This is a genomic window from Roseovarius salinarum (genome assembly GCF_002834145.1).
Taxonomy (GTDB): domain Bacteria; phylum Pseudomonadota; class Alphaproteobacteria; order Rhodobacterales; family Rhodobacteraceae; genus Roseovarius; species Roseovarius salinarum.
In genome coordinates, this window is record NZ_PHNT01000013.1 from 58,182 (window position 1) to 78,144 (window position 19,963).

At 68.2% G+C, this 19,963-nt stretch carries 18 protein-coding genes; 6 read left to right on the forward strand and 12 right to left on the reverse strand.

Annotation, left to right across the window (positions count from 1 at the left end; genetic code table 11):
- Positions 1-21: 21 nt before the first annotated feature.
- From CEF10_RS17210 to CEF10_RS12255, 3 genes are read left to right on the forward strand one after another with little or no spacing between them, the layout of a single operon-like run.
- Positions 22-978 carry a hypothetical protein gene (locus tag CEF10_RS17210; RefSeq protein WP_232796490.1) on the forward strand — a complete coding sequence of 319 codons (957 nt, stop codon included), beginning with the start codon at positions 22-24 and terminating at the stop codon, positions 976-978.
- Entirely contained in the window at positions 975-2,696 is a 1,722-nt protein-coding gene (locus CEF10_RS12250; protein WP_232796491.1) for a hypothetical protein, read from the forward strand. Before CEF10_RS17210 ends, CEF10_RS12250 begins: the two co-directional genes overlap by 4 nt.
- Positions 2,693-3,538: a glycosyltransferase family 2 protein gene (locus tag CEF10_RS12255; protein WP_101068459.1), complete on the forward strand. Its 846-nt coding sequence runs from the start codon at positions 2,693-2,695 to the stop codon at positions 3,536-3,538. Before CEF10_RS12250 ends, CEF10_RS12255 begins: the two co-directional genes overlap by 4 nt.
- On the opposite strand, the gene CEF10_RS12260 is transcribed toward CEF10_RS12255, so the two are convergent.
- A complete protein-coding gene (locus CEF10_RS12260) occupies positions 3,479-4,744 on the reverse strand; it encodes a glycosyltransferase (RefSeq protein ID WP_101068460.1) in 1,266 nt (421 codons plus the stop codon). The genes CEF10_RS12255 and CEF10_RS12260 overlap by 60 nt on opposite strands.
- Before the next feature lie 165 nt (positions 4,745-4,909).
- On the opposite strand from CEF10_RS12260, the gene CEF10_RS12265 reads away from it, so the two are divergent.
- Entirely contained in the window at positions 4,910-6,274 is a 1,365-nt protein-coding gene (locus CEF10_RS12265) for an oligosaccharide flippase family protein (RefSeq protein ID WP_101068461.1), read from the forward strand.
- Between the two features lie 15 nt (positions 6,275-6,289).
- Here the strand turns inward: CEF10_RS12265 and CEF10_RS12270 are convergent, their stop codons facing one another.
- From CEF10_RS12270 to CEF10_RS12280, 3 genes are read right to left on the reverse strand one after another with little or no spacing between them, the layout of a single operon-like run.
- The gene (locus tag CEF10_RS12270; protein WP_101068462.1) at positions 6,290-7,555 is read right to left on the reverse strand and encodes a Wzz/FepE/Etk N-terminal domain-containing protein; all 1,266 of its coding nucleotides are present in this window, start codon (positions 7,553-7,555) and stop codon (positions 6,290-6,292) included.
- 21 nt (positions 7,556-7,576) lie between these two features.
- Positions 7,577-8,470 carry a CpsD/CapB family tyrosine-protein kinase gene (locus CEF10_RS12275; protein WP_198586194.1) on the reverse strand — a complete coding sequence of 298 codons (894 nt, stop codon included), beginning with the start codon at positions 8,468-8,470 and terminating at the stop codon, positions 7,577-7,579.
- Positions 8,471-8,521: 51 nt separating this feature from the next.
- Positions 8,522-9,196, reverse strand: a complete 675-nt coding sequence (locus tag CEF10_RS12280; protein WP_101068502.1) for a sugar transferase — start codon at positions 9,194-9,196, stop codon at positions 8,522-8,524.
- Positions 9,197-9,799: 603 nt separating this feature from the next.
- On the opposite strand from CEF10_RS12280, the gene CEF10_RS12285 reads away from it, so the two are divergent.
- Both CEF10_RS12285 and CEF10_RS12290 read left to right on the forward strand, forming a co-directional pair.
- Positions 9,800-10,507, forward strand: a complete 708-nt coding sequence (locus CEF10_RS12285) for a Crp/Fnr family transcriptional regulator (RefSeq protein ID WP_101068464.1) — start codon at positions 9,800-9,802, stop codon at positions 10,505-10,507.
- Positions 10,504-11,064 carry a DUF4202 domain-containing protein gene (locus CEF10_RS12290; RefSeq protein WP_101068465.1) on the forward strand — a complete coding sequence of 187 codons (561 nt, stop codon included), beginning with the start codon at positions 10,504-10,506 and terminating at the stop codon, positions 11,062-11,064. Before CEF10_RS12285 ends, CEF10_RS12290 begins: the two co-directional genes overlap by 4 nt.
- 10 nt (positions 11,065-11,074) lie before the next feature.
- Here the strand turns inward: CEF10_RS12290 and CEF10_RS12295 are convergent, their stop codons facing one another.
- The 8 genes from CEF10_RS12295 to CEF10_RS12330 all read right to left on the reverse strand — a co-directional run bounded on the left by CEF10_RS12295 (position 11,075) and on the right by CEF10_RS12330 (position 19,852).
- On the reverse strand, positions 11,075-11,341 hold the full coding sequence (locus CEF10_RS12295; RefSeq protein WP_101068466.1) for a nitric oxide reductase F protein: 267 nt from the start codon (positions 11,339-11,341) through the stop codon (positions 11,075-11,077).
- A 4-nt stretch (positions 11,342-11,345) separates the two neighbouring features.
- Entirely contained in the window at positions 11,346-11,894 is a 549-nt protein-coding gene (locus CEF10_RS12300; RefSeq protein ID WP_101068467.1) for a cytochrome c oxidase subunit 3, read from the reverse strand.
- Complete coding sequence (locus tag CEF10_RS12305; RefSeq protein ID WP_408638471.1) at positions 11,891-13,834, reverse strand: nitric oxide reductase activation protein NorD; 1,944 nt, start codon at positions 13,832-13,834, stop codon at positions 11,891-11,893. Before CEF10_RS12305 ends, CEF10_RS12300 begins: the two co-directional genes overlap by 4 nt.
- A 3-nt stretch (positions 13,835-13,837) precedes the next feature.
- Complete coding sequence (locus CEF10_RS12310) at positions 13,838-14,647, reverse strand: CbbQ/NirQ/NorQ/GpvN family protein (protein WP_101068468.1); 810 nt, start codon at positions 14,645-14,647, stop codon at positions 13,838-13,840.
- 5 nt (positions 14,648-14,652) lie between these two features.
- Positions 14,653-16,017, reverse strand: coding sequence for a cbb3-type cytochrome c oxidase subunit I (locus CEF10_RS12315; RefSeq protein WP_101068469.1), 1,365 nt, complete (start codon positions 16,015-16,017; stop codon positions 14,653-14,655).
- A 15-nt stretch (positions 16,018-16,032) separates the two neighbouring features.
- Entirely contained in the window at positions 16,033-16,488 is a 456-nt protein-coding gene (locus CEF10_RS12320; RefSeq protein WP_101068470.1) for a c-type cytochrome, read from the reverse strand.
- A gap of 74 nt (positions 16,489-16,562) precedes the next feature.
- Entirely contained in the window at positions 16,563-17,786 is a 1,224-nt protein-coding gene (locus CEF10_RS12325) for an NnrS family protein (protein WP_101068471.1), read from the reverse strand.
- Entirely contained in the window at positions 17,783-19,852 is a 2,070-nt protein-coding gene (locus CEF10_RS12330; protein WP_101068472.1) for a NosR/NirI family protein, read from the reverse strand. The genes CEF10_RS12325 and CEF10_RS12330 overlap by 4 nt, the downstream gene beginning before the upstream one ends.
- Positions 19,853-19,963 lie beyond the last annotated feature (111 nt).

A 19,963-nucleotide genomic window follows, 5' to 3' on the forward strand; every position in this document is an offset into this window, starting at 1 on the left:
GCCGGGCTGGAGAAAACGCGCATGACCGACCGTACCACCCTGCTGATCATCCTCGCGATCCTCGGCGGCATGGCGGCCGTGGCCTGGACCATGATCGCCGCGCGCAGCGGGCCCGACCCCGAAACGATCCGTCGGGCCTATGCCACGCCGGCGCCGCCGCCCGGCGACGGCTTGCGGGTGTTTCACCTCGGCCACAGCCTGGTGGGGCGGGACATGCCGGCGATGCTGCAACAACTTGCCGGCACCGGGCATGCCTACGAAAGCCAACTGGGCTGGGGCACCTCGCTGATGCAGCACTGGGAACCCGACGAACCGATAAAGGGTTTCGATGAGGAGAACGCGCACCCTCGTTTCCGGCCGGCGCACGAGGCGGTGGGATCGGGCGACTACGATGCCGTCGTGCTGACCGAGATGGTCGAGATCCGCGACGCCATCAAGTACCATGACAGCGGCAGCTATTTCCCGAAATGGGCGGCGTCGGCGCGCGCGGGCAACGCGGAGACCCGCGTCTACCTTTACGAAACATGGCCGCGGCTGGACGACCCGGACGGCTGGCTGACACGGCTCGACCGCGACGTCGAACGGTACTGGACGGAGGAGATCCTGCTGCGCGACCTGGCGGTGAACGCGCCGGAGCGCCCGGCTTACCTGATCCCGGCCGGGCAGGTCATGGCGGCTTTCGTCCGGGCATTGGAGAGCCGCGGCAGCATCGGCGCGGTGCAGTCGCGCCAAGACCTGTTCCGCCGGACCGAGGCCGATGAACTGGACCCGATCCATGTCAACGACCTTGGCGCCTATCTTGTCGCGCTGACGCACTACGCGGTGCTCTATCAGCGCTCGCCGGTGGGCCTGCCGCACGAGCTGCGGCGTGCCGACGGGACGCCGGCCGCAGCTCCGTCCGAGGAAGTGGCACGCTTGATGCAGCGCACCGTCTGGGAGGTCGTCAAGGAAGAGGAAATGACCGGAGTGCCCCAATGACGCGATGCCTTCTTGCCGCCATCGCCGTTGCCGCGGCCGGCCTTCTGCCCGTTGTCTCCACGGCGCAGCAGGCGCCCCGGGCCGATGTGCCGCTGGGCCTGAACCTCGCCCCTGTCAACGACTGGAGCACGCAACAACCCTTCATCGACGTGATGAAGACCGCACGCCCCTGGATCGGACACAAACCCGGCCAGTGGGGTGGCGTCGACCACGAGGCCTTGGCCGCGCGCGGCATCCTCGACGAAAACGGCTGGCCCACCGAGATTCCGCACGACCTTGGCTCCATCGGCACGCTGATCCTGACCGACCTGCCCGAAGACGCGGACATCTATGCCGGCCGCTACCTTCTGACCTTCCGGGGCGACGGCATTGTCGAGGTCGGCGGGAGCGCGGAAAACGTGCGCTACGGCGATGGACAGCTGCGGTTCGATTTCACCCCCGGCGGTGGGTTCGTCGGGCTGCGTATCCAGCGTAGCGACCGGCGCGGGACCGGCGACTACCTGCGCGACATATCGGTCGTGAAGATGGAGCACGCGGAGGCGTGGCGGCGCGGCAAACACTTCAACCCGCATTGGCTGGAGCGGATGCGCGGCGTCTCGGTGCTGCGGTTCATGGACTGGATGGACACCAACAATTCCAAGCAGGGCCGGTGGCAGGACCGACCGCGGCCCGACGACTACACCTACGCCGAAAAGGGTGTGCCCGCCGAGGTCATGGTCGCGCTGGCCAACGAACTGGGCGCAGACGCGTGGTTCTGCATGCCCCACCTCGCCGACGACGACTACATCCGCCGTTTCGCCGAGACCGTGAAGGCAAGGCTGGACCGGCCGAACCGGGTCTACGTGGAATATTCCAACGAGGTCTGGAACTGGATGTTCGACCAGACGAAATGGGCCGATACCCGCGCCGAGGCCCGCTGGGGCAAGGAGCACAAGGGGGTGCAGTTCTACGGCATGCGCGCCGCGCAGGTTGCACGGCTCTGGGCCGAGGTGTTCGGTGACGTGCGCGACCGGCTGACCACGGTGGTGGCCACCCACACCCGCTGGCTGGGACTGGAAACCCAGATCCTTGACGCGCCGCTGTGGGTCAACGAGGCGCCGGAGCAGAACGCCCCACCGGCGCAGGCCTTCGACGCCTACGCCGTGACCGGCTATTTCGGCCATCCGCTGGGCAAACCCGAACGCCGCGACATGCTGGCGCGCTGGCTGGCGGAAAGCCGCGCTGCCGCGCGCGCGACCGGGCAAGCCCAGGGGCTGTCCGGCGCTGCCCTCGAGGAGCACGTCGCGCGCCATCGCTACGACGCGGCCGTCGAGAAGGCCACCGAGGAGCTGGCGGACGGGCGCCACTCGGGACAGGTTGACGGCACGCTGTCCAACCTGCTGGACCATATCCAGCCGCACCACGCGCAGGTCGCGCGTGACCGTGGTCTGGAGCTGATCATGTACGAGGGTGGCACGCATGTCTTGGGGCACGGGCCCGTGACAAACGACGAAGAGATCACCGCCTTCTTCACGCACCTGAATTACACGCCACAGATGGCGCAACTCTACCGCCGCCTCGTCGCCGGTTGGGCCGAAACGGGCGGTGGACTGTTCACCGCGTTCAACGACGTGATGAAGCCCATCAAATGGGGCAGCTGGGGCCATCTGCGCCACCTTGGCGACGACAACCCCCGCTGGCGCGCGATCCAGACGCTAAAGGACCCGGCGCTGCAATGAACGGTGCGATTGCGCCCGCTGCCACGGTCATCGTGCCCGCCCACGACGAGGCGGAATTCATCGCGCCATGCCTCGCGGCGCTGCTGGCCTCGGATATTGCCGCGCCGGTAGAGGTGATCGTCGTCGCCAACGGCTGCACGGACGACACCGCCCGGATTGCAAAGGGGTTCCACGCGCCCGCCGAGACGCGCAACTGGCGTTTGCAGGTTCTGGAGCGCGAGCAGGGTGACAAGCTGCGCGCGTTGCAGGCCGGCGACGACGCGGCGGCGGCACCGGTGCGGATCTACCTTGATGCCGACACGCGGGTGAGCGCCGGCCTTCTTGGCGAGTTGATCGCCGCGCTCGATTCGCCCGGGCCGCGTTATGCCAGCGGGCGCCCGAGGGTCGCCCCGGCACGCAGCCCGGCCACGCGCGCCTATGCCCGGTTCTGGCAGCGCCTGCCGTTCTTCCGCGCGCCGGCGCCGGGCTTCGGGATCTACGCGGTCAACGCCGCCGGGCGCGCCCGCTGGGATCGATGGCCGGCGATCATCTCCGACGACACCTTCGCGCGGATGAATTTCGCGCCGGAGGAACGTGTGGCCGTCGGCGCCCCGTACGACTGGCCGATGGTCGAGGGCTTCGGCCCGTTGGTCCGCGTGCGCCGGCGGCAGGACGCGGGCGTGCGCGAGATCGCCCAACGCTTCCCGGATCTTGCGAAGAATGCCGATCCGTCCGCCCGTTCCGCCAAGCTGCGGGCGGCGCTGCACGACCCGATCGGTTTCGCCGTGTACGCGGGCGTTGCCCTATGCGTCCGGCTGCCCCTCGGGCGCGGCGGATGGGCGCGGGGACGCGGACCCGCCTGACCCGGCACCAACCGCACTGCGGAAATGCGCGGCAAGCTTTTCGGCCTCGCGGTGCATGTCGTGACGTTGCAGGACCCTTTGATGCGCGGCCCGGCCCATGCGTGCACGCGTCTCGGGCGGGGTGGCCGCGAGATCCTCCACCGCGGCGGCCAGTGCCTGCGTGTCACCGGCGGGCACGAGCCAGCCGGTTTCCCCGGGGCGAACCAGTTCCGGGATCCCGGCGACATGGGTCGCGATCACCGGCCGCCCCTTGGCCATCGCCTCCATTATGACCATCGGCAGTCCTTCGGCGAAGCTCGGCATCACCAGCGCGTCCGCCTTGGACAGTTCGTCGCGCACCGCTTCCTCGTCCACCCAGCCGGTCAGCGTCACATGAGACGTGAGACCTTGGCGGGCGATTTCGCGTTCGAACACCACGCGCAGGGGGCCGTCACCGATCAGCGTCAGGTGGATATCCGGCTGATCCCGACGCAGGCGGTCGATGACCGGGATCAGTCCCATCTGCCCCTTCTGCTCCACCAGCCGGCCGATACTGACCAGCCTCAGTCCCGTTTCGGGCGGCGGCGTGGGCGCGGCGTGACGCGCCGGGTCGATGCCGCAATGGACGACGCGGACCCTGCCCCAGTCACCGTGGTCCAGCCAGCGGCACAGCTGGCTGCGGCCGAACTGGCTGACGGCGACGACGAAGGCCGCATGCCGCATCTTCAGGGCAAGCGACAGCGCGCGTGGGGCGTCGAACTCCTCCGGTCCGTGCACCGTGAAGCTGTAGCCCGGGCCACCCAGGGCGCGCAGCAGCATGGCGACGGCGGCCGCGTTGGTTCCGAAGTGCGCATGCACATGCTCGATCCGGTGACGGCGGCATGCGGTGAGCAGGTAACACGCCTCGGCCAGGTAAACGAGGTGGCGCAGTCGGCTCCGCGCGGCCCGGCCGGCCAACCATGCCAGGCGCAGCGCGCGCAGGAACGCGGACGGCCGCCTCGCGAATGCACCCAGGACGCACCCCGCGAGTGCGCCCGCACCGGCGGCCAGAACGTACCGCGTTCGTTCGGCTTCCGCCACGTCCTGCGGATCAACCAGCGGCACGTCGGGCCGGCGCATGGCAAAGCGGTGAACCTCGACACCCTGCTCCTCCAGCGCCCCGAGTTCGCGGCGGATGAAGCTGTGCGAGGGCTGGGGATAGGTATTCAGAACATAGGCGATTTTCACGTCGTCACCGCGCGCAGGCCCTTTTGCGAATCACGCTAAACGTTGCGCCACGGCTTGAGAAGGCGAAGCCGCGGGCGTCTGGCCCCACTCACGCGATTGACCGGGCACAACCGCCCCCGTAGCCTGCCAAAACAATTCTCTGGTTCGGGCAGGTCGGGGCGCAGGATGCGCGTCATCAATGCATTTCGCGGGACGCAGCTGACGGCGCGCATCCTGCGCAGCACGTCCTGGGTGATCGTGGGTTTCGGCGGGTCGCAGGCGATCCGGCTGGGGTCCAACCTGATCCTTACCCGCATCCTCTTTCCCGAGGCTTTCGGCCTGATGGCGCTGGTGACAATGGTCAACGTCGGGCTGATGATGTTCTCGGACGTCGGGCTGGGGCCTTCGGTGGCGCGCAGCCAACGCGGCGACGAGCCCGAATTCCTCGATACCGCCTGGACCGTGCAGGTGATCCGCGGGATCGGGTTGTGGGCCGTGACGCTGGTGCTGGCCTCGCCGATGGCCGCACTCTACGACGAACCCGACCTCGCGCTTTACCTGCCGGTCGCCGGGCTTTCACTGATTGCCACAGGCCTGCTGCCGATGCGTGTCCTGACTGCAAGGCGGCACCTGCTGATCGGGCGGATGACCGTGCTTGACCTGACGGGCCAGCTGATCGGCCTGGGCGCGATGGTCGCTCTGGCGCTGGCGACCCGCTCGGTCTTTGCGCTGGTGGTGGGCGGGGTCATTACGAACGTCGTCACGCTGATCCTCATGTCGGCCTTTTTGTCGGGACATCGCAATCGCTTCAGGATGGAACCGGCCGCGCTGCACGAGCTGATCCACTTCGGCAAGTGGATCTTCCTGAGCACCGCCTGCACCTTCGTCAGCACGCAGGGAGACAAGGCGGTGCTTGGCAAGATGCTGACGCTCGAGGCGCTCGGCATCTACAACATCGGCTATTTTCTTGCCTATTTCCCGATGCAGATCGGCTTATCGCTGGCCAACTTTCTGCTCATCCCGATCTTCCGCGAACGCCCGCCGGGCGAATCCGCCGCCAACCGGGAAAAGTTGCGCAAGATGCGCTTCCTGCTCAGCGCGGGCATGTGCGGACTGCTGGCCGTCATGGCCCTCGCCGGCCCGCCGATCGTGGCCTTCCTGTATGACGACCGCTACCTCGACGCGGGCGCGATAATGGTTGTGTTGGCCTGCGGGTTCGTGCCGCAGGCGATCGGAATCTCGTATTCGCGTGCGGCTCTGGCGGCCGGGGACTCGCGCGGGAACTTCGTGGTCTCGGGCACGCGCGCGGTGCTCCAGATGACGCTGCTGATCGCCGGGCTCCAGACCTTCGGGCTGATCGGTGGCCTGGCCTCGATCGGGGTGACGATGCTGGTGGTGCACCCGATCCTGATCCGGCTGGCCCGCCGTCACGCGGCATGGGACCCGCTGCACGACGCCGTGTTCTTCGCGGCCGGCGGAAGCCTCGCGGCCGTCGCGATCTGGTTGCACTGGGCCGAGATCGCCGAGCTTGCCACGATCCCGATGCGGTGATGCCGCCGCGCGGGATCAGGCGGGCGTGCCGCGCCGGCGCAGGCGCCGCAGCAACCCGCCTCGCCGGGGCCTGCTTGCCGCCGCCTGCGGGACCGTCACGATCGGCCGGTGGCCGAGGTCGCGCTGCATCAACGCGGCGCTGCGCACGACCGGCCGGCGCAACTCCAGCAGGAAAGCCAGCCCGAGGCCGGCCAGAAGGCTGGCGAAACTTCCCATCGTCGCCATCTTCTTGCGCGACGGCGTGAAGGGGTAGTCGGGACGAGAAGCCGGTTCGAGCAGCGTGAAATGCTCGGACTGGCGATGCGTTTCCAGCTGATGGGCCACCTCGGCCGCCTTGCGCTTGTCCCGCACGTCCTGAAGCTCGGCGCGCAGATCGTCCATCCGCTGGTCGTAGCGGGCCTGCTGCAACTGTACCTCGGGACCCCGCTGGCCGGTTTCCGTAAGGGCATCGAGGTTGTCGGTCAGGTAGGCGCGCTGCTTCGACAGGTTGTCGAGTTCCTCGCGAATCTCGTTTTGGCGCCGCTGGATCACGCGCGAGGAGGCCGCGCCGTCGCCGACCTGCTCGAGCCGGCTTTCCACTGCTATCATTTCCTGATCGATCGAAAGGATCGCGTCCCTGAGCGTCTCCATCTCGCGTTGGCGCGCCTCGACGCCGCCCGGCGCAGAGATCTGGTTTTCGCGACGGAAGGCGGCGATTTCATCCTCGAGGGTGGCGATCTGCTCCTGCAGCTGGTCCTCCCGCAGGGAAAAGAACGACAAGGTCTCTTGCGCACGCTCCAGCCGGCTGTCACGGCTCAGTGCGATGGTCCGGTCGGCCACCTCGGCGGCCAGCGCTTTCGCGCTCTCGCGGTCGATCCATTCCGCCGAAATCCGCACCAGTGACACGGCACCGTCGTCGCGCGTCCCGTCACTGGCCGCCTCGACGCCTTCAATCGTCACGGCGTCGCGAAGGGCGACCACCTGTTCGGTTTCCGTCATCCCCGCAAGATCGTCGAGCAGGTCGAGCTCCGCGGCGATCTCGCGGACCATTGCACGCGACATTATGCGCTGCTGCACCAGTTGAAGGTGCCGGGCGGTGGCCCCCGACGCGGCCGACTGTGCCAGATCGCCGGCGACCTTCGCCGTCTGGACCTGCAGCACGGCGACGGACCGGTACTGGTGTGCCTGCGACGCGGCGAACATCACCGAGAACACCGCGCCCAGCACCGCCACGCCGAGGATGAGCATGCGGCGGCGGCGCACCATGTCGCGCAGTTCGTCGATCCACTCCGTCAGGTTCATGATCCCTGTGCCCTTTCCAGCCTAGCGCGCGTTTTCGCGGCCACGGTTGAGGACGACGCCAAGCAGCGGTGCCTTGCCATCAAGCTTGCGTTCGCACGTCTCCAGCTCGCTGGCCAGCGTCCGGGTGCCGTCCGCGACGACCAGGACGCAATCCACCTTGGGCAGAAACGCGGTCAGGTCGTCGCATTCCAGCATCGGCGGCAGGTCGCAGATCACGACGTCAGGGCACAGCGTGGCGGTCATCCTGTCGAGCATCTCGTCGGCGCGGCGGCTGTGCAGGATCTCGGCGGGATTGTCCGGCACGCCGTCGTTGACGCCGAGCGCCAACCCTTCGGAATGGCGCAGCAGGTGATCCATGAAGAAGGCCTCGCCACAAAGCACGCGCGAGATGTTGCCGGTCGCGCGGACGCCAAGGGCCGAGGCGACGCCGGGATGGCGCTGGTTGAGATCGAGAAGAAGCGTGCGCATTTCCGCGATGCCCGCGATTCCCAGCGCGAGGTTGGCGGCCGTGAAGGTGGTGCCGCAACCGCGCGTCGGCGCCGTCACCGCGACGCGGCTCCACGATCTTTCTCGGAAGACCTGCAAAAGCTGCGTGCGCAGTTGATCCATGGCGTCGCGCACGCCGGGCACGTCCCGCCCGACGAGGGCGGCGTCCCGCGGCTTGACGAACTGGGCGTATCTCAGGTTGTCCCAGGCCGAAGCCGCCAGCGGATCCACGGCGATTTCACCTTCCAGGACGGACGGGCCGGGCAATTGTTCCGTTGTGCCCGCCTCGCCCGATGCGCCGACGATGCGCCGCCGAAGCGCGAGGTCGAACGGCATGTCGCGCTCGGACCTCGACACGGCGTGGCGCCGCCGCGCTGCCTTGGCGCCGTGTTGGCCGGTTGGCCCGAACGCGCCCTTGAACCGTTCCATCATCTGGTCACCATTGCACGGGGGCCATCGGGGCCGTCCGCTCCTTCGCCATCAACACCCGGTTCTCCGCAACACGACCCCGACCGTTTTCCAAAGCAGCCGCAGATCCTGCCAGAGCGACAACTGCTCCGCATAGGCCGCGTCGAAATGCGGCCGCTCCCGGAATTCGCCCTCGTTGCGCCGACTGACCTGCCAGGCCCCGGTGATCCCCGGCCGCAACGCGAAATAGGCCGCCGGGTCACCATAAAGCGGAAGCTGATCGGGCATCATCGGGCGCGGCCCCACAAGGCTCATCTGGCCGCAGGCCACGTTCCACAGCTGCGGCAACTCGTCCAGCGAGGTCCGCCGCAACAGCGCGCCCACGCGGGTGATCCGCGGGTCGTTCCTGAGTTTCTGCGTCGCTTCCCATTCACGCCTGAGGTCAGGGTTTTCCGCCAGAAGGCGCTCAAGCCTGTCCTCGGCGTCGCGTACCATCGTCCGCAGCTTCACGATCGAGAACCGGCGTCCGTCGCGCCCGACCCGCAGCTGGCGGTAGAAGGGGTTGCCCCCTTCCACATACAGAAAAAGTGCCGATATCGCGATCAGCGGCGCATAGACCGGCAGAGCGGCAAAGACCAGCGCCAGGTCCAGCGCGCGCTTGCCGAACCGGCGGTAGACGGAACGCGACCGGGGACGCTGCGGAGTGACGATCGTGGAGGCAGACAGGAGCCGCGCGTGCCGCGCCATCACGCCGGAATGCCGCGCCGACACGGCCGGTCCCGCGACACGAACCGCGCCCCCGCTCCGGTTGTCCCGATGATTGTGCAGGTCCAGTGCGGTCATCCCCGATACCCCGTTTGGTGCTGCCCGAATGATCCGGGCCGCTCCGCAATCCTCCGCCGTTGTCCCTGTTCACCGCCGGCTTTTGCGTCATGGGTCGCATCGGGCGACCCAAAAGCGCCGGTTTTTCGACACGATGCAGGCTTCTTCCTGCCCTGAAATCGCCTTATTCGAATCTATCAGCAGGCCGTCGTTTGTTAACGGAATCCTCAGAAACAGATTGTTTCCAAGATCGCGGAACTCTGGATTTTTGTATTTTCAACAGTAACTTGCATTTCGCGCGCCACGCGCCCGGCCCGCGACGGCGCCACACATCCGCGAAATGCCCGGCCCTGCGCAGTGAACGCGCAAGAACAATCCGCCGACATGCCGGGTTTTGTTCACGCAGCCGAAAACGGAATCGGGCGCTCGGCGCCGCGCGGTTGGCCAGGGCAACGTTCGGCGTGCATTGGCCCACGATTTCCTTTATCAAGCGCGGGGCCAGTCATCGGATCGGCTTGAGGAGGCTGCATGTCGCACGCCGAGAACCTGGAGGTCGCGCACAGCTCCCTGCTTTTGCGCAGCCTGCCCGACGGGATCATCGAAAAGCTTCTGGCCGATGCCACGACGCGCAGCTACGAGCGCGGCGCCACCGTTTTCCTGCAGGGCGAGGACGCCAACGTCATCCACATCGTGATCGAGGGCTGGGTGAAACTCTACCGCGTCTCGCAAAACGGCAACGAAGCGGTGGTGAACGTCTTCACCCGCGGTCACAGCTTTGGCGAGGCGGTGGCGTTCCGGCGCGATGTCTATCCCGTTTCGGCTGAGGCGGTGACCGAGTGCAAGCTGCTGCAGATCTCGGCGCGCAGCTTCATCGCGATCCTGAAGAAGGAACCCGAGGTGTCGCTGGCCGTGCTGGCCTCGACCTTCAAGCACCTGCACGAACTGGTCAGCCAGGTGGAGCAGATCAAGGCGCAGCCGGGCGCGCAGCGCGTGGCCGAGTTCCTGCTCGGCCTGTGCGATGTCGAAGAGGGAAGCTGCGTCGTCACCCTGCCCTACGACAAGGTGCTGATCGCCGGGCGGCTGGGCATGAAGCCCGAAAGCCTGTCGCGCGCGTTTTCCAAGCTGCACGACGCGGGCGTGCGCATCGCGCGCAACCAGGCGACCATCGATGATGTCGAGAAGCTGCGCGCCTACGCCGAACTCGACCCTGCCAGCGCCTGGACCAAGGCGCTGTGAGCCGGCTCGACGCGGCGCTCGCGGCCATCGATGCGGCCAACGACGCCGACCCGGACCTGCGCGAGGGCCGGCCGGCGGCCCGGCTTTACGGCGAGCGGATGAGCGCGGAACTCGACCGGCTGTTTCCCGATGCCCCGGACCGGCTGCGCATCGCCGCGCGCGGCCAGCACATCGAACGGTGGCACCTGCGGCGCGCGGACTACGCGCAGGGGCGCGCCGGATACCTGGAATGGCGCAGAGACCTCGCGCGCCACCACGCCGCGCGGGTGGGCGAGATCATGGCTGGCGCGGGCTATCCGCCCGAGGAGGCCGAGGCCGCCGGCCGCATGATCCGCAAGGAGGGCCTCAAGCGCGACAGCGAGGTTCAGGCGCTGGAGGACGTGATCTGTTTCGTCTTCCTGAAATGGTATTTCGCCCCGTTCTCGGAGACGCAGGACGTCGGCAAGCTTCACCGCATCGTGGAAAAGACGGCGCGCAAGATGTCGGCGCCGGCGCGTGCACGGGTGCTGGCGGAATTCGATCTGCCCGAGGATCTCGCGGCGGCCTTCCGGCAATGACGGCCCCCGCTCAAACCGCCGACGCCAGGTGGAACGCCAGCAGAAGCAGGCAGAACAGCCCCAGCGCGGTCTCGAAGCCGCGGCGCCAGAAGGGCGCCGCGTGAAGGCCGAGATAGCGCGACAGGATCACGCGGGCCTTGAGCCAGGCCAGCACCAGGATCAGCGCACCCGCGGGCGCCGCCCATCCCGGCGGCCAGTGAAGGGCCGCCACGACAGTGGAGGCCAGCCCGAGCCCCACCAGCGCCGCCCAGGCGCGCAGAAGCGGATCGCGGGGCATCGGGTCACCTCAGAAGGTAGATGACGGGAAACAGCAGGACCCACACGAGATCCACCATGTGCCAGAAGGCCGTTCCGGCCTCGATGTTGGGCACCGCGTCTTTCCACGCCACCAGCAGCAGCACGATCACGCCGGCCACGACATGGGCGGCGTGAAAGCCCGTGAGCAAGTAGTAGAAGGTGAAGAACGGGTGCGTGTCCCAGGCGATGCCCTCGGCCGCCTTGCCGGCGTATTCCCGGACCTTCACCACCATGAATACCACGCCCAGCGCTGCCGCCGCGGCCAGCGCGGCGCGCGCGCGCATGCGGCGGCCGGCCTCGCACAGGCGCAGCGCCCAGGCCGCAAGCGCGCCGCTGGTCACCAGCACCATGGTATTGACGCCCGCACCGGTGCGGTAAAGCGCGTCCTGCGCCGCGGCGAACCCGGCCGGATCGGTGATCCGCACCGCCAGGAAGGCCGCCAGCCCGGCGCCGAACACCAGCAGTTCGCTGACGATCAGCACCCAGATCATCAGGTCGCCGGGCAGCTCGTCGAAAACGCTGGCGTCGCTCATGCGCCCACCAGCTCGCGATAGATCAGCGGCAGCGCCTCGGTCAGCTTCTCCGGGTGGGGAATGACGTGGAACCCCCCGCGCCCGAACAGGCGCGCGAACCAGCTCTTGGCCTGCTTGTCCACGGTAACGCCGAACACCGAATGGCCCGCGCGGCGCGCCTCGCGCACGGCCATCGCGGTGTCCTCGATGCCGTGGCGCCCCTCGTAGTGGTCAAGGTCGTTCGGTTTGCCGTCGGTGATGACCAGAAGCAACCGGCGCTTGCGGCCCTGTTGCGCCAGACCGTGCGCGCAATGCCGGATCGCCGCGCCCAACCGCGTGTAGAAGCCCGGTGAAAGCGCGCCGATCCGCGCCTCGACGGTTCCGTCCATCGGCGCGCCGAAGTCCTTGCATTCCTGCACGTAGACCCGGTCGCGCTTCAGCGAGGAAAAGGCGTGGATCGCGAAATCGTCGCCGCAGGCATCCAGCCCCCAGGCCAGCGCGGCAAGCGCCTCGCGCTCGATATCGATCACGGCGCGCTCGCCCACCGCGCTTTCGGTGGAGCGCGACACGTCGAGCAGGATCGACACCGCCAGGTCGCGCGCCACCGGCCGCGTCTGGCGCCAGATGCGTTCGCTGCCCGTGCCGCATGTCATCACGTCGACCCGCGCGCGCACGGCCGCATCCATGTCCAGTTCGTCCCCGTCCAGATGGCCGGGGGTCGAGACGCGCCCGGGGCGCAGGGCCTCGAACTGGCGCCTCACGTGGCGGATGCGGCGCGCGGCGCGCGGATCCTCGCGGAAGGATGGGACGCAATCATCCGGCTCCGCAAGACTGTGCAGGACGCGCGCGTGGTCGGGCAGGTAGCAGCCCGCGCGCGCATCCCATTCGGGATAGGTGGCCTGCCCGGACAGGCGTTCGCGGTCCACGTCCTCGGGCGCGAGATCCAGGTGCAGCTTCAGTTTGGTGGCCGGCGCCCTGGATATCTGCCCCAGCCCGATCTCGTCCTGGTCGTCGGCGGCCTTCTTGGCCGAGTCCGGGTCGTCGTCGTCCACCCGGCGGTTGAGATTGAGGAACTCTGCCCAGCTCAGGATCGCCTCGAACTTGTGCAGGATCAGGCTGTCGCGGCGCTCCGCCTGGTCTGCGGTGCGGCGCCGCGCGCGGTGCGTGCCCTGCCCGGCTTCCTCGGGTGCCCCGTCGGCGTCGCGGCTTTCCACTTCCGTTCCGGCGGAACGCTCCAGCGCCCGCAAGTCCGGCCACACCGGCACGGGTTCGAACCGGCGGTAGCCGCGCGGCGCCTGCACGCCGGTGAAATCCCCGGTCGCGATGGCGCTTTTGTAAAGCGCCGCCGTCTCGGGCAGCGACGCGGCGTCACCCAGCATGTGGCGCACCAGCGCCTCCACGGCGGCCTCGGCCCGCGGCAGGCGGCGATCGTCGCGGATGTGCAGCGTGGCCGCGCAAAGCGCATCATGCAGCCCCGCCAGTCCGGGTGCCGCGTCGAGCGCGGCGGCGGTCATCGCCCGCGCAGCCCCCAGCGCACGCAGGTCGGCGCGCAGCGGATCGTCGTCGGCGACATGGCCGGGCGCGTGTGCCGCCGCGGCAGCCAGCCAGAGGTAGAGCGCGCCATTGGCCTCCCGCGACGGGAAGACGGCCAGCCGCTGGGGCAGGCGCAGGGCCTCGCCATCGAAACTGGCGCGCGGCAGCACCTCGGCCTCCGTGCCCAGACGCCGAAGGAAGCTCAGGCGGTGGCGGCTGACCTCGGCCGAAACGGGGCGGATCTCGACGGCGTGGGCGCCGCCAAGCCCCCGGAAGAAGACGGCCAGCCGCCCGCTGACCTGTGACAGGTCAACCGCGGCCCCATGATGCACCTCCGGTGCATCGAGGCGGCTGGCCAAGGCGTGCCACAGTTTCCCGACGGTTTCTTCGGGTTCCCATGGCTCGATTTCGATCCCGTGCACGGCCATGCCTCACCCGAAGATGGCCGTGACGAGATCGAGGAGCCCGCGTTTCACGTCCTCGTCGTCCGTCAGTGGGTCGATCATCGCCGCCTCCACGGCGCGTTCCACCGGCATGCCGCGCGCGATCAGCGTGGCGGCATAGACGACGAGCCGGGTCGAAACCCCCTCTTCCAGATCCTGCCCCTTGAGCGCGCGCAGTTTCCCCGCCAGCCGCACGAGCGGCTTGGTGCGGTCCTGCGACAGCCCGCTTTCGCGCGCCACGACGCGCGTTTCCGTTGCCGCGTCGGGAAAGCCGAACTCCATCGCGACGAAGCGCTGGCGCGTGGACGGCTTCAGCGTCTTGAGGATGTTCTGGTAGCCGGGATTGTAGGAGGCCACCAGCATGAAGCCCGGCGCGGCCTCAAGTTCCTCGCCCGTCCGGTCGATGGGCAGGATGCGCCGGTCGTCGGTGAGCGGGTGCAGCACCACGGTGACGTCCTTGCGCGCCTCGACCACCTCGTCGAGGTAACAGATCGCGCCCTCGCGCACCGCCCGCGTCAGGGGGCCGTCGACCCAGACCGTCTCGCCGCCCTTGAGCAGGTAGCGGCCGATCAGGTCGGCAGCCGACAGGTCGTCGTGGCAGGCCACGGTATGGAGCGGCCGGCCCAGTTGCGCCGCCATGTGCGCGACGAAGCGGGTCTTGCCGCATCCCGTCGGCCCCTTGAGCAGGACCGGCAGGTCGTTTTCGCTGGCTGCCTCGAAGAGCGCGCACTCGTCGCCCTGGGGCAGGTAGAAGGGGGCGTCCGCCCCCTCCTTTTGCAGGTCGAGATGTCCGTCCATCTGTCTCACTCCGCTGCCACGGTGGGTTCGGGCGAGACGACCTCGCGCCGCGGGAAGGCCAGTGCGTAGATCAGCATCAGCACGCCGATGGCCACCGCGACGCCGGAGCCGAAGCGCATCCAGTAGAAGATGTCGAGCTGGTCCTGCACCACCATGTAGTTCTCGCCCAGCACGCGCTGCATGTGCGTCTGCACGGTGCCCGCGAAGGTCAGGGTGAAGGTCATGAAGGCCATGCCGCCCGACATCAGCCAGAAGGCAGCCATGTTCAGGACCTGGTTGTAGGGGTCGCGCCCCCGCAGGATCGGCATCGCGTAGGTGAAGATCGCGATGTTCAGGCAGACGTAGGCGCCGTAGAACGCCAGGTGCCCGTGGGCCGCGGTGATCTGCGTGCCGTGGGTGTAGTAGTTCACCCCGTGCAACGTGTGCAGGAAGCCCCAGACACCCGCGCCGAAGAAGGCCAGCGTGGCGCAGCCCAGGCTCCACAGCAGGGCGGCCTTGTTGGGGTGGTCGCGACGGCCCTTCCAGACCATGACGAAGGCAAAGGCCATCATCGCGAAGAAAGGCACGACCTCGAGGCTCGAGAAGATCGAACCGATCCACTGCCAGTAGCCCGGCGTGCCGATCCAGTAGTAGTGGTGCCCGGTGCCAAGGATGCCCGAGAACAGCGCGGCGGCGACGATGATGTAGAGCCATTTCTCGACCACCTCGCGGTCGACACCGGTCAGCTTGAGCATCAGGTAGGCGAGGATCGAGGCCATGATGAGCTCCCACACGCCCTCGACCCACAGGTGGACGATGTACCACCAGTACTGCTTGTCGAGGCTCAGGTTGTCGGGGTTGTAGAAGGCGAACAGGAACAGCAGCGCCAGCCCCCAGAGCCCGAGGATCAGGATGTTGCTGATGGCCGTCTTGCGCCCTTTCAGCAGCGTCATCGTGATGTTGTAGAGGAAGATCAGCGCGGCCACGACGATCCCGATCTTGACCCACACGGGCTGCTCGATGAACTCGCGCCCCTCCTTGCCCAACAGCCAGTTGCCCTCGAACAGGTTGAAGACGTAGGTCACCACCACACCCAGCGTCCCGATGAGCAGGATCGCGAGCTGGAGGTAGGCAAGGCGCGGCGAGTGGATTTCGCGCTCGGTTTCCTCGGGGACCAGGAAATAGGCCGCCCCGAAGAAGCCCAGCAGCAGCCAAACCACCAGGCTGTTGGTATGCAGCATGCGGATGATGTTGAAGGGCAGCAGTTCGGATAGCGTGTTGGGCGCCACGTAGACCCAGCCGGCCAGCAGCCCGCCCGCGATCTGCACCGCGAAGATGGCCAGCGCCGCGGCGAAGTAGGCCAGCGCGATTTTCTGTGTTTCGTATTTCATCTGTCCGGTCCTTTCTCAGCCCGCGTCCGTCGGCGGCCAGTCCTGGGTGTCGACGTCGTCGACCCACAGCAGGAAGTCGGCGAGTGCGCGGGTTTCCTCCTCGGTGAGGTCGAAGAACGGCATCTGGCGGCGGCCCTCGATGCCGGTGGGCTGGGCTTTCATCCAGCCGTCGAGCATCTGGTAGGCGCCCTCGGCATCGCCCGCCTCGATGCCCCAGCGGGTCATCACGTTCGCCAGTTCCGGCGCGTAGTAGGCGCCTTCGCCCATGATCGAGTGGCAGTTGATGCAGGCGTGTTTTTCCCAGACGTGTTTGCCTTGGGCCACGCTTTCGGTCAGCGTCTCCGAATTGGTCGACGTCGTGGTGATGTAGACGTGCGAATGCACCGACAACGCCACGAAGATGATGATGAAGAAGAGCGACCCGCCGTAGAAAATGTTGCGGGCCATCCCCTTTGTCATGACTTCGCGCATTCTTGTCTCCTTTGCGCGTTTGATGCGAATGGCGTGACCTTGCAGGCAGGGCGCGCGCCCCTCCTTGACAATTGTCAGGTCGCGCGCGCCGCCGTTCCCGGTTCGGCGCGCGGCACCCGCGGTCCGGCGAAGGCCGGCCAGAGCGCCGCGAGGTAAAGGGTGAAGGCGCCGATCCACAGCCCGCCGCTGAGCAGCATGCCGGGGAAGTAGAAACTCCCGGCAACCTCGGAGGCGACCCAGCGCACGCCGGCGGCCGCCGCGACCAGGCCATAGGCCACCGCCACGGCACCGGGCGCCACCAGGGCGCGTCCGGTGTGGCCCAGGATCGCCCGGCTCATCACGGCCAGTGTCATGCCGCCCACGGCCCCGATGCCCAGGACATGCAGCGCCGCCACCTCGCTGCCCAGGCCGAAGGCGCTCAGCCCCCAGAGCACCAGCCCCGCGCCCAGCATCGCGACGCCAAGGTGAAGCGCCCACAGGATCGGCCGTGCCAGGCACCACCATGGTTGCCAGAACGCGATTCGCACCACCTGCAGCGCACCCGCGGCCACGGCGAGCGCACCGATCACGACGTCCGGCAGCGCAAGCGCGAGCGCGAGCGGCACCGTCATGGTGAGCACCACCGCGGCAAGGTCCACCGGCTTCCTCGTTCGCGGCAGGCGGTCTTCGGGCACCCCGGCGCGTTTCATGGCGTTGCGGGTGAACCCCGGCGTGACCCGGCCGCCCAGCACGCCGATCATGACGCACAGCGCAAGAAGGCCGACGCGCAGCCCGGTGTCGAGCGTGCCTGCCGCAAACCCCATCCATTCAAGGTGCACCAACAGGTCGCCCGTCCACAAAAGCGCGAGGAACGCCAAGAACATCACGTTCTGCGGCTTGGGCCGCTTGACGAGCATCAGCGCGATCTTCACCGCCAGAAGCGGCAGGAAGGCAAGATCCACCGTAGCGACCAATACCGCCGGCAGCGCGGCGGAGAACCAGATCGCCAGCCGCCCGGCCAGCCAGACGGCGGCGACGGCGGGCACGTAGATCCGCGCCGCCGCCGGCCCGCCGGTCCAGTTGGGTACGGCCGTCAGAAGAAAGCCACCCACCGCGGCGCCGGCATAGCCGAAGATCATCTCGTGTGCGTGCCACAGGTGGGGGGCGGCGGCGAACGGCATTTCGGATACCATGCCGCCGGCGGCATGGACGCCCAGCCAGACCTCCCACACCAGAAGCGAGAAGACGGCATAGACGCCGGCGGCCAGGAAGAAGACCCGGTAGGGTTCGCCGAGGATGCGCTTGAAGATATCGGTCATGTCGTGGCCTCGGGGGTCCGGGGTTGGCGCTGCCGGCGCCTGAGCACCGGGCAGGTGTTCTTGTCGTGCATCACCACCTGGCAACGCAGGCACAGCACGCACTCGTTGGGATTGATCCGGCCCAGCGGGTCGATGGCGCCAACCGTGCACCGGGTTTCACACAGCCGGCATTCACGGCCGCATTGCGGGCGGCGGTGCAGCCAGTCGAAGACCTTCAGCTTGGCCGGGATGGCGAGCCCGGCGCCAAGCGGGCACAGGTAGCGGCAGTAGAAGCGTTCGATGAACAGTCCCGCCGCCAGCAGCGCCAGCACGAAGGCCACGAACGGCCAGGCGCGCAGCATCCGCATCGAGATGGCGGTCTTGAACGGCTCGGCCTCGGCCAGCACCAGCGCGTCCTTCATCGAGTAGACCGACAGCGCGATGATCGCCACGAAGAGCGTGTACTTGATGACCCACAGCCGTTCATGCTGCGCCTGCGGCACGGCGACCTGCGGCACGCCCAGACGCCGCGCCGCGGCGTTCATCAGCTCCTGAAGCGCGCCGAAGGGGCACAGCCAGCCACAGAACACGCCGCGCCCGGAAAACAGCAGCCCCATGGCGACAAAGGCCCAGAGCGTGAAGATCACCGGCTCGATGAGGAAGGTTTCCCACCGGAACCCGCTGAGAAGCGAATTGACAAAGGCGGCGACCTGCACCACCGAAAGCTGCCCGCCCAGCACCCAGCCCAACCAGACCAGCGTCACGGCAAGGTAACCGGTGCGCACCCGCGCCCAGAGCTTCGGCCGCCGCACGAAGCTTTCCTGGAACAGCAGGATCAGGGACAGGATCCCGAGAAGCGCCAGAACGCTGGCCACCTCGACCCGCTGGTTTGCCCACCGCGCGCGCCAAAGCGGCGCGGCCTCTAGGGGCGGCTCGGTGATGAACGCCGCCGGCAGCGCATAGTCCACCGGCGCCTTGAACGACACCTCGCCGCCCGTCTGGGCCGGGCGGGTGGCGGTGAATTCCAGCGTGAAGGGCCGAGCGGGGTCGAAGCCTTCGCCGGGCAGGTGGAACACGCTGCGTTCCTTGAACGCGGGCGCGCCCTTGATCGCAAGGTCGTCGATCCGCCTGTAGCCCGATTTCACCAGCGCGATGCGCCGGCCGTCCTGCACCACCGACAGCCGGTCGAAAACCCCGTCGCGGCGCCACGCCGTGCCACGGTGCGACGCGATGCCCCGCGAGGCCACGAAAAGCGCCGCCTCGCCTGCCCCGAGGCTGCCGACGGCGCGGGTGTACTGCTGCTGGCCCAGCAGGTTGCGGCCGATCGTGGGCGGATCGAGAAGCGCCACCCAGAGGTCGATGAAGGGCGCATCGCCCGCCGGCACCGGCACCCGCGCGTCCTGCAACCCGGCGCGCGCCTCGGTCAGCGTGACGGTGCGGTTGGCCAGCGCGCCCGTCTCGGCCAGGCGCATCCAGTCACGAACCTCGAAGCTCACCCGGTCGATGCCGCCGCCGGGCAGAAGCCCCCGCCCGATGGCCAGCGTGCGCGCGGTGCGCAGGATCGAATCGCGGATCACGCCGGTCGTGACCGTCGCGCGGGAAATGATGTCGGGCATACCGGGGCTTTGTCCCGCCCCTTCGGCGGCGGTCAGGTCCGTGCCGGCGAAGCCACCCACGAACCGTTCGATATCGGCATCCGACAACCCCAGAGTAAGAATTGGCTCGCTGTGGCGCACCAGTTTCGCAGCGGCGATCCGGCCCTGCATGTCCACGGCCACGAGCACGTCAAGGGGCCGGCCCGAGTAGCCGATAGACCGGGCCACCTCCCATGTGGAGGCGATGTGACCCACCGTCCCACCTGGCCCGGACACGGTCCAGCCGGGCACCGTTCCGTCTTCGCGGACCACCGTGGGCGGCGCGTCGAGGCCGAACAGCGCCTGCGCCAGCACGCGGTCGGGCGCCGCCGGCGCGGTGCGCTCTTCGGTGGAGGGCCGCGCCAAGCCCTGCGCGACAGCCGGCGGCGGCGGCCAGGCAAGGGCCGCACACAGAGCCGCCACGACGCTGAATACCAGGGAGATCCGGATCATGCCGGCACCGTGGACCCCGCCCCTCGGCGGCTCGTTGACTTTTGTCAAGGAGGGCACCGGGCCGGAGGCGCACGCTTCACGGGCCTCACCAGCGGAATTGGAGAAAGCCAA